The sequence below is a fragment of the Coleofasciculus sp. genome (genome assembly GCF_046565525.1).
GTDB lineage: Bacteria > Cyanobacteriota > Cyanobacteriia > Cyanobacteriales > Coleofasciculaceae > Coleofasciculus.
Genome location: NZ_JBKHUP010000194.1, coordinates 1 through 7,369, shown reverse-complemented (window position 1 = coordinate 7,369; position 7,369 = coordinate 1). Strand labels below are relative to the sequence as shown.

The following is a 7,369-nucleotide window of genomic DNA, read 5'->3' as shown; positions in this document are numbered from 1 at the left end:
TCTTTTCGGTTGCACCCAGATTTTACTAAACCCGCCCCGACGTTGCATGCAACGTCTCTACAACTTTTTGGTTGCACTCAGGTTTCTAGACTTCCAGTGAAAAGTTAGGGGAACCTGTAGGGGCGCACCGACGTGCGCCCGATTTAATCGTAACAATCTATCCATTTTCTTGTAGCCAGTTTAATAAGTCCTCTAAACTATTGAACCCTAAAACATCATTTCCTAGATGTTCGACTTGTTCAAACGATAAGTTTTGAATCTGGTTAAGAATTTCTGGAGCAATTAAGCCAAACTGCCGCTCCAGTAAACGTAATGTCCATCGGATTCCTTCCTCTCGACGCCCTCGCTCTAATCCTTGCTCTAATCCTTGCTCTAATCCTTGCTCTAATCCTTGCTCTAATCCTTGCTCCAAGCCTCGTTCTAATCCTTGCTCCAAGCCTTTGGCTAATCCATCCTGCTCTGCCTGAATAATAAATCCCCGTTGGTCTTCGAGAAACATTTCTTGTTTACGCAATTTTTCCAATTCCTCTACACTTAAATTCGCTTGATTCGCTATATTCATCGCTTTATCCAGTTCTGGAAGTTGACTAAATGTGGGTGGAATCACTTCCAAGCTGGGAGCTTCTTTAATAAAGTAAATCCATTTATCCGTTAAACTGTCTAATTCATCCAGAGTTTTAGTAAATTTGGGTAATTCCACAAAGATTAACTCGATTTCCGGATCAGGATAATCAAACAACTCCTGTGTTTCCTTTAAGCCAAAGCGTGTCAGGAACCGTTGAGTTTGGTTAAACATAGGGAAATCAGTAATAGTTAAGGCAATAGCGGGTTTAATATAAGAGTATCCTTCCCCATACTTGAGTTGATTCGCATAAGTTTTGGTCAGGTTATAAATGACGCGCTTCTCAAAGCACGCCACGTTGAGTACCTGCATTTTAATTAAGACTCTTGACCCATTATCTAGTAAGGCTTTGACATCTAGATAGCTATCTTTGAGATCAACGACATCTCTGGGATTATAAGGGTCAATGATTTCTAAATCCTGAATCACAGGATTGGCGTCATAAATCAAGGCGTTTAAAAAGCTAATCAAGATATCTTTGCTGTCGTTTGACCCAAATATTTTCTTGAAAGCAAAGTCAGTTTTGGGGCTAATAAATCTCAGAGTCATAATTCTTCAACTATTTAATCAGGGTAAATATGATTATATCGTTTCCGTTGCACCCAAATGCAACTAAGCTGTCACGCATTTAAGTTGGGAATGGGTAGCGAGCAAGATGCTCGCACTACAAGAATTTCGTCCTTATTGATATTAAAGTTTAAATGGCAAACAGCTTAGGCTTAACCGCCGCGATTTGCAGTTCCTGGGTGATTCCAGAGGTAGCTTTAGCGATGAGCGATCGCGTGACATCTTTGCACTCTACTCCTAACCAGGATACCTCTCGAACATCTCCCGATCAACTGATTCCCGAAGACAGGAACACCGAGACTCAAGATGAAACCAATAGCACTCAGGATATCGATATAAAAATGCTCATCAACAATTCAGAATACCCTTAAAGGGCATAGCTAAAACTCCCAAAATCCGGCTCACCTCATTAATAAAATAGTCGCGTTTATCAATAAAAACCCTCTTATCGCTTAACTTGAGAAATTTCCAATCCGTTCCTGTAGTTACCGCCCCATAAATACTCTCCCTTGGCTCCTCGTTGCTTTGGTTAAACAGTTGAGCGGCAATCATTTCGGCAATACACTGTGCTAAACCTGACTTAATGCTTTCATTCTTGGCTTCCACTAGGGTGAGAACGGGAGTCCGAATTTCATAAGATTCTGGGGAAGCGGTCAGAATATAATCACAATATCCATTTAAGCCAGCGTCAGGAGCAACATTGAACTCTGACCCAGAGAAAAAGCCAATTTTAAACCCAAAGTGTCGCCGCACGTCCAAAAGCACAGGGGTAATAATTAACTCAAAGGATTCTCTAACTTGAGATAGAGTTTTGAAGTCACTATATGCCATACTAATCGTCCTTGGTCATTTGTTCTTTGTTAAGAAACCAGCGATGTTATTTGTCACCTAATCCGTTTTATCATTGATCATTCATAATTCAGATAGGGCAGGTTTAGTGACATCAGGGTCACCAAAAACATGAGTCGTGGAACCCGCCCCTACACCCTCAAAACACGTCTTCCTCTATGATGTATCCTAGCCTGAGTGCGGTTGCTCTACTGCCGAGTCCGATTACTGACCCCGTTGCCGTCTTCTTAACCATTTTGGCAATTATGTTAGTCGCGCCACTCTTGTTTGAACGGTTGCGACTTCCGGGTATTGTCGGCTTAATTCTAGCGGGTGTGATTGTCGGACCCAATGTTTTGGGTTTATTGGAACGGGATAGTACTATCGTCCTCTTGGGAACGGTGGGACTGTTGTTTTTAATGTTTATGGCGGGGTTGGAAACCAGTTTAGATGACTTGAAATATAATGCCGATAAAGCGGCAATTTTTGGTTTAGCCACGTTCTCTTTACCGATGATTCTGGGTACGGTGGCGATGTTACTTCTGGGATATAGTTGGCTGGCGTCGATTCTAGTCGCATCTTGTTTTGCCACTCATACACTTTTGGCATTACCTATCCTAACTAAGTTGGGATTAATGCGGACGCAGACGGTAACCACAACCTTGGGAGGAACACTAATTACTAATGTTTTGGGACTCTTAGTTTTGGCGGTGGTGGTGAAAGCCCATGGGGGAAATCTGACGCTAGGGTTCTGGTTGTTTCTGATTCCCGCCCTTACTATCTATACGGTGGCGACGTTATGGGGCGTGCCGAAACTAGGGCGCTGGTTCTTTCACCGATTTGGACATGATGAAGGGGCGGAGTTTATTTTTGTCCTGGCGACGTTGTTTGTCGTGTCATACACGGCGGGATTAATTGAGATTGAACCGATTATTGGCGCATTTTTAGCCGGAATCGCGATTACCCAAATTATTCCCCAATTGAGTCCGTTAATGAATCGGATTCAGTTTATTGGTAATACCTTATTTGTGCCATTCTTTTTGATTTCTGTGGGCATGTTAATTGACCCGTTAATTTTAGTCAAGCAGCCGAAATCGATTTTAGTGGCGTTGGTGATGATTGGCGCGGAAATGGCGAGTAAGTTTGGCGCGGCTTGGGCACCAGGGAAGCTGTTTGGGTTTCAGTTTCCGAGTATTATGGTCATGTTTGGTTTGTCTATGGCACAGGCGGCGTCTACTCTGGCGGCGATTACAGTAGCATACCAAATTAAACTGGTGGATCAGTTGACGGTAAATGGGATTATTGCCATGATTTTAGTCACCTGTGTGGCGTCTCCTTGGATTACCGAACGCTGGGGAAAACAGGTGAAACCCCACGGACAACAGGAGCAGGAAAATGCTCCAAAAACGCCATCTTTGGCAAGGCGGGTGTTAGTTCCGGTGGCGAATCCGAAGACGGAAGATAATTTATTGCAATTGGCGTTAATTTTGGCGAAAACGGCGCAGGGAACGTTACTTCCGCTGCATGTTTTATCTGATAAAACGGGACCTATTTCCCCAGAGGCGAAGATGCTGCAAAGCCAACTTTTAGCGGTGGCTGAACGAATTGCCCATGGGGCTGTAACTAAGGTGGAACCGATTGGGCGGGTGGATGATACGATTGACCGAGGGATTACTCGCACGGCGGCGGAACGGGATGCGACGTTGATTATTTGTGGCTGGAAGGGGTTTTCCACGACTCGTGAGAGCTTTTTTGGCAGTGTGATTGATAATGTTATCTGGCGCTCTCAGGTTCCGGTATTAATTGCCCGATTTTCCCAGCCGATTGAGAATACTGCACGAGTGGTGTTGGCGGCGACGGATCAGGAGACGGTATCGGTGACGTTTAAACCGACGGTGATGTTGGCGCAAACTTTAGCGGCGGCGTTGAAAGCGACGTTTCGATTGGTGATTGTGGTGACGGGAGTGGGTGAGTTTGACTGTCAGCCGCAAGAGTGGGGGTTGGCAAGTACGAGTGGGTTGGTACAGGTGCGGGGGAATTTTGTGCAGAATGTGTCGCGGATGGTGCAACGTCATGATTTATTGATTTTGACGGCAAGTACCCATCCCAGTTACCTTTTGGCGATTCCTACATTGGGAGGAGAACCGGAGGCGATCGCACGAACACAGCAAGACACTTCTATCATTGTCGTACATTTTCCCACGACTAGCTGAAGGAGAAGGTTTTGATTGTGTAGGCGCGGGTTTGACGACTATGGTTTTTTTCCTCACCTAGATGTAAGTAAACCCGCCCTAACTCCTGCACAATGTTCACTATCGTCATTGATAAAAAATATTCCTACTGGACTGATACAGATAAAATTGTGGGATAGATTTGTCGATTTTATGGGCGCACGCCATGCGCCCCTACAATATCGTCATTGATAAAAAATATTCCTACTGGACTGACACAGATAAAATTGTGGGATAGATTTGTCGATTTTATGGGCGCACGCCATGCACCCCTACGCCCATTAAACTCCTGCTATAGTCGAGGAATGTAGAGATGCGACGGGTATACCTGGAGGATAGGATGAATCACTTTGCCAGTTTGATGTCTTTTTTACGCGATCGCAAGACGTTTCTGACCGAGGTTGAGAAGAAAATCGGACTCGATAGTAAAATTGTTTCATTATTAGTGTGTAGCGCTTCGTTTATCGCGTTGTACGGCTTGGTGATTGGGGCGTCGAGTCATTGGCTGCAGGCGATTAGTTCAGCGATTAAGTTACCCGGTCTTTATTTAATCACACTGCTGGTTTGTCTGCCCAGTTTATATATTTTCGAGGTGGTGACGGGTTCACAGCGCAACTTTCGCCAATATTTAGTGTTGCTCTTAGCCACCACGTCAGTGATCAGTGTCATGCTTTTGGCATTTGTTCCTGTGGTCTTGTTTTTCCTGCTCTCGGTGAATGATTACGAGTTTTTCAAGTTACTCAATGTGGTCATTTTTGCCTTAACTGGCGTGATCGGTATTCAGTTTTTCTACCAAAGCATGAAATTGCTGCATTCTCATTCTCAAGATACGGATAAATCCCGTAATCTTAAGGTTGTGCAAGCTTGGTTATTTCTCTACGGTTTTGTTGGCAGTCAGTTGGGTTGGTCACTGCGACCCTTTTTTGGCACGCCGGGAAAAGACTTTGCGCTGTTTCGTCCTTTAGAGAGTAATTTCTATGTGCATATTTGGAAAACTCTGACTCACGCTTTAGGCTTAAGTTAAGCAGAAAAAATCAATGACTTCGGGAGATAATTTTATGCTGAATAATTTAGCCGAATTGCCGATTACTCCAACCGAATTAGAGCAAAGTGCCGGGTTAGATCTGAGTGCGGGGCTAGCCACAACGGTTTACCGGGGCTTATTTTGGCGTAACTCCCAACACCTGCGATCGCTGCTGTTTATTGAGGTCTTTAGTTTGGGTCTAATTCTGATTTTTGTTATGCCTGTGGGGTTTCTGGCGGTGAAGCGATCGGGTAATTTGCCAAGTGATGGGGCGGACATTGCCAACGTCTTTCTCTTGTTTTTTTTTGGGTCAGTTTTGATTTTAGTATTAGCGAATATTTGGCTGGTGAATCAGGCAAAACATTGGAAGTCTGTAGCTAAGTTGCTACGCCAAGTGGATAAGTACAATCGTGTGGTTAAATCCCTAGCCATGCTGAATCAACTGAGTCGCACGGAAAAAAACTGTCAAGGGGATAATTCCTTAGAAGCGGAAAAGGTGTTGCGGACGTTACGAATGACTAAAAATAGTTTGCTGCAAGCGATGAAAATAGAAATTATTCGCACGAAACAAGGGGGAATGGCACGACCGGATGAATTGATGGTTACACTAGAGAATAATTTAACCAGTTTGGTTGCGGGAGAACTTGATCCGCCAACGGATCAGTATGGTTATTTGCTCGATGAAGCCCTGCAAATTGCGATTAGTGTGGAGCAACAAATGCGAGATTTGTAATCTTATACCAAGAGTAATTAACCACCAGACGGAAAATCGCCATGACTATCAACATCCCTCGCCTAATCCAAGGAACTGGGAGTGCGATCGCGCTAGTAACCCTCACCAGTTGTGCATTTACCCCGCCCCCATCTAATACCACTACCGTTCCCCAAACCCCACCCGACTCGGTGGATTCAGCCTCATCCCAGGATGCGACAGATCCCGTCGCTACACCTCAAGGCTTCCAGAAAACTACCCTTGTTGAAGGATTAGATCATCCCTGGGGAATGGCATGGCTACCCGATGGTGCCATACTGATTACAGAGCGATCAGGACAACTGCGAATTGTCCGCGATGGGGTACTCGATCCCACACCCATCCCTGGAGTACCAGAAGTCTTTGCAATGCAGCAGGGTGGATTAATGGATATCTCCCTTCATCCCCGCTTCTCGGAGAATTCATTAGTCTATCTCACCTATTCCCACGGTACGCGCCAAGCTAATCATACACGAGTTGCCCGTGCCAAATTGGAGGGTAACGCCCTCAAGGATTTAGAGGTAATTTTCCAGGTATCTCAACTGAAATCAGGGGGACAGCATTTCGGTTCCCGCATTGTATGGCTACCTGACGATACCATGTTAGTCGCGATCGGTGATGGGGGAAATCCACCAGTTCAACTCGATGGTGATTTAATCCGTAAACAGGCGCAGAACCGCCGCAGTCATTTAGGTAAAATTATCCGCCTCAACGACGATGGTACAATACCCAATGACAATCCCTTCGTCGAATCCCCAGAAGCTGATCCAGCCATCTGGAGTTATGGACATCGCAATATCCAGGGACTCGCATTCGATTCCCAAACTAATCGGATTTGGTCTAGTGAACATGGCGCCAGAGGTGGCGATGAACTGAATCTGGTGGAAGCGGGTCAAAACTATGGTTGGCCCCTCGTCACCCATAGCCGCGAATATTCTGGAGGAATCATTTCTGATCAGCAGTCTCGTCCGGGTCTGGTCGATTCCAAATTCGTCTGGACTCCTGCGATCGCACCATCGGGTCTGGTTATTTATGATAGCGATCGCGTCCCCCAGTGGCAAGGCGATTTATTTGCGGGGGGGCTAGTTTCCCGGAATGTCCGTCATATCGAAATCGATGAATCCGGTAATGTGGTCAATGAGACATCCATCGATATCGGTCAACGGGTGCGGGATGTGCGCCAAAGTCCTGATGGACTATTATACATTCTCACCGATGAAGCCAATGGACAACTGATCCGCATCGAACCCCAGCAACCGTAGGGGTTTGGTTACCAAACCCCTGTTACCAAACCCCTGTTACCAAACCCCTGTTACCAAACCCCTGTTACCAAACCCCTGTTACCA

General features: G+C 45.5%; 7 protein-coding genes. 5 read left to right on the top strand and 2 right to left on the bottom strand.

Features of this window, described 5'->3' with window-relative positions:
- Nucleotides 1–157: 157 nt before the first annotated feature.
- Entirely contained in the window at nt 158–1,165 is a 1,008-nt protein-coding gene (locus ACLGGO_RS34600; RefSeq protein WP_446422711.1) for an Rpn family recombination-promoting nuclease/putative transposase, read from the bottom strand.
- A 158-nt stretch (nt 1,166–1,323) separates the two neighbouring features.
- On the opposite strand from ACLGGO_RS34600, the gene ACLGGO_RS34595 reads away from it, so the two are divergent.
- Nucleotides 1,324–1,560, top strand: a complete 237-nt coding sequence (locus tag ACLGGO_RS34595) for a hypothetical protein (RefSeq protein ID WP_446422710.1) — start codon at nt 1,324–1,326, stop codon at nt 1,558–1,560.
- On the opposite strand, the gene ACLGGO_RS34590 is transcribed toward ACLGGO_RS34595, so the two are convergent.
- On the bottom strand, nt 1,538–2,020 hold the full coding sequence (locus ACLGGO_RS34590; protein WP_446339203.1) for a hypothetical protein: 483 nt from the start codon (nt 2,018–2,020) through the stop codon (nt 1,538–1,540). The genes ACLGGO_RS34595 and ACLGGO_RS34590 overlap by 23 nt on opposite strands.
- A 176-nt stretch (nt 2,021–2,196) precedes the next feature.
- Here ACLGGO_RS34590 and ACLGGO_RS34585 point away from each other — a divergent pair, with 176 nt between their 5' ends.
- From ACLGGO_RS34585 to ACLGGO_RS34570, 4 genes are all read left to right on the top strand, one after another.
- Nucleotides 2,197–4,230 carry a cation:proton antiporter domain-containing protein gene (locus tag ACLGGO_RS34585; RefSeq protein WP_446422709.1) on the top strand — a complete coding sequence of 678 codons (2,034 nt, stop codon included), beginning with the start codon at nt 2,197–2,199 and terminating at the stop codon, nt 4,228–4,230.
- Nucleotides 4,231–4,561: 331 nt separating this feature from the next.
- Nucleotides 4,562–5,272, top strand: coding sequence for an actin-binding WH2 domain-containing protein (locus ACLGGO_RS34580; RefSeq protein ID WP_446422708.1), 711 nt, complete (start codon nt 4,562–4,564; stop codon nt 5,270–5,272).
- Nucleotides 5,273–5,306: 34 nt separating this feature from the next.
- Nucleotides 5,307–6,005 carry a hypothetical protein gene (locus tag ACLGGO_RS34575; RefSeq protein ID WP_446339206.1) on the top strand — a complete coding sequence of 233 codons (699 nt, stop codon included), beginning with the start codon at nt 5,307–5,309 and terminating at the stop codon, nt 6,003–6,005.
- 41 nt (nt 6,006–6,046) lie between these two features.
- Complete coding sequence (locus tag ACLGGO_RS34570; protein ID WP_446422707.1) at nt 6,047–7,285, top strand: PQQ-dependent sugar dehydrogenase; 1,239 nt, start codon at nt 6,047–6,049, stop codon at nt 7,283–7,285.
- Nucleotides 7,286–7,369 lie beyond the last annotated feature (84 nt).

Excerpts from the sequence above, each read along its gene's own strand:
- ACLGGO_RS34595 (WP_446422710.1), top strand. The coding sequence starts at position 1,324 with ATGGCAAACAGCTTAGGCTTAACCGCCGCGATTTGCAGTTCCTGGGTG.
- ACLGGO_RS34590 (WP_446339203.1), bottom strand. The coding sequence starts at position 2,020 with ATGGCATATAGTGACTTCAAAACTCTATCTCAAGTTAGAGAATCCTTT.
- ACLGGO_RS34585 (WP_446422709.1), top strand. The coding sequence starts at position 2,197 with ATGATGTATCCTAGCCTGAGTGCGGTTGCTCTACTGCCGAGTCCGATT.
- ACLGGO_RS34580 (WP_446422708.1), top strand. The coding sequence starts at position 4,562 with ATGCGACGGGTATACCTGGAGGATAGGATGAATCACTTTGCCAGTTTG.
- ACLGGO_RS34575 (WP_446339206.1), top strand. The coding sequence starts at position 5,307 with ATGCTGAATAATTTAGCCGAATTGCCGATTACTCCAACCGAATTAGAG.
- ACLGGO_RS34570 (WP_446422707.1), top strand. The coding sequence starts at position 6,047 with ATGACTATCAACATCCCTCGCCTAATCCAAGGAACTGGGAGTGCGATC.